The organism is Paenibacillus sp. 598K, assembly GCF_003851045.1.
Classification (GTDB): Bacteria; Bacillota; Bacilli; order Paenibacillales; family Paenibacillaceae; genus Paenibacillus_D.
In genome coordinates this window covers 1-2303 of record NZ_BFBX01000294.1, presented here as the reverse complement: position 1 = coordinate 2303, position 2303 = coordinate 1, and the positions used below count along the sequence as shown (strand labels likewise).

At 43.0% G+C, this 2303-nt stretch carries 1 protein-coding gene; it reads right to left on the bottom strand.

Annotated elements, in window-relative coordinates; translation table 11 throughout:
• Positions 1-242: 242 nt before the first annotated feature.
• The coding region (locus tag PA598K_RS35135) for a hypothetical protein (RefSeq protein WP_221414215.1) at positions 243-2303 on the bottom strand (2061 nt) is incomplete at its 5' end.

Here is a 2303-nt window from a genome sequence, read left to right as displayed (position 1 = left end):
CCATCGTCAGCACGATAGCCATGATTCGTTTCCATTGTCTCGTCAACTGAGTTTCTCGCCCCTCATAATGAAATTTTATTCCCAGAGACTCAACGGAATATGAACCATGATCCTCCAGTTACTACTATTAATTGTATGAGGGATTAAGCATGTTGTAAATAAAAAAACAGCTCCTTTTTTCACTCTAATTCTACATTCCCTACAGAAAAGCCACCCCTGCCGGGATGGCTGCATGAAAGGCTTTATGGAGTAGTAACGACAGGTAGATTTTCCCCGCCCGGCACTTCATCGACACCTACGACCACAACAGTTTCATTCTCAATTATTATCTCAAAGATGGGCCCATTATATGGAATCTCTTCTCCCCCAACAAGCACATAGCTAATGATTTGGTATTTCCCTGGCGTTGAAATATAGAGTTCCGGGCGCGCGCCATGAATGATGTAATAGGAATCTTGCCCAATTATTTTTACATGTATTTCATAAACTTGCTTGCCATCAAACTCAAAGGTCGAAGGTGGCGGCATTACCCATCGCTGAAACGGATTCATCTTTATGATTCCACCTGAAACGATGATCTCGGCTTCCAATGAACCAATAGTCCTCCAGTCACTATCCACCCCATACATACGGTAGGTTCCATCGGGAAGTAGCGCCTCATATTTACTGTTGACTATATTAACAGGATATATATATGAGTCGACTCCATCCTTCTTTAAGTACAAATAACCTTGCTTAATGGTCTCGCCACCCGCCTCAAAGACTTCACCACTCCAATTGTACTTGCCCTCTACGATATCGATGATATTAGCCTCTTCCGTAATCGTAAAATACTGATTCATAACTGTCATTTTTCCATTGACACTAAAATATTGAACCGCATAATGACCCGGATCTAAATAGACATTAAAATTACCTTCTTTTACATAAATGCTTGAGTAATCAAAGACATCAATACGCCGGATATGTAACTCAACATCGTCAAGCGCAGCCCCGTTACGATCCTTGAAGGTGCCAGAAACATTAGACTGTGCAATATCTTCCTTCGTTAATTCAATGTCCACCTCGGTTACACCTTCACCCAAATCGACCTCGACATTAATCACAATTTCCTTTACTAGTTGTATTTTCATTCCATAGTTAATACGGTACGCTTTCAATTGATACTGTCCTGGCGATAATGCAGCATAAAACTCATCATTCATTACGCTAACGCTATAGATTTCTTGACCACGTGTTAATTCAATATTTATCAATTTATTATCTTCTATTATCGGTAGTTTAAATACCCCTTTAACATTGTATCCTTTTAAGAAAATTGTATCGGTAGGCTTCACATTATAAAAGTATTCACCGAATTCATAGCTGTTGTCTCCGACAGAATAAATAACACTTGCGAAAGTATATGGTATATTGGGCAATCGTACTTTAAAGTGACCTTCTACTACACTACCAAAGGTAAGCGGCCCAGATTTTTGACTGAAGCTTACCGACCCACTTTGGAGCGGCCCTCCTTCCGGTAGTTTCACTTCACCATAAACAAATGCAGGAAGCTTAACCTCAATTGTTGCTTGACCGCCCGCCACGCTAAATAACGCGACATCTCTAATATGCGAACTACTGTCTTCGTAGGAAGTAACACTGTATTTACCGTCAGGCAAATGCAAAGCAAAAGCATTCTTTTTCGCTTGAACAGAATAAGACATTTTATTTCCTTCATTGACGATTTCCAAAGAAGCATTCTCTTCATCGACACCATCAGGAGCCGTCACTAGACCCTGTACATTATTCGCTTTCACTTTGAAAGTAATTTGCTGGGATCCATTTTCCTTGACATCAAACCTTTGATTAACCCAGTACGTTTGTCCGTTTACCTCATTGGAAGTCGATACACTAAGCAACCAGTAAGTTCCGGCTATAAGATTCAGCGCAATTTTTCCATCCTGTATAATCTCATATTGCATGGTCTGGTCTTGCTCACGATAGTATGAAATATGATAAATGTCTTGCAAAGGCTGATCCTGTAGGTCATAGACCGTTCCCGTCACATTATACCCCGGCTGCGGATTACCTGGGTTTCCTGGGTTTCCTGGGTTTCCTGGGTTTCCTGGGTTTCCTGGATTGCTCGGATTCCCCGGATTCGGATTGCCACCTCCGCCTGGGTTCGAGGTGCCTCCTCCTCCACCGCCTCCACCGCCACCAGAAGCCGGAGGGGGAGTTGTTGCAGACCCGCCGCTCACAACCTGGCCGCCTACGGAGGCCTTGACGCCATCCTTGACTGCCACCTCGCCCGGCTTCTTCGC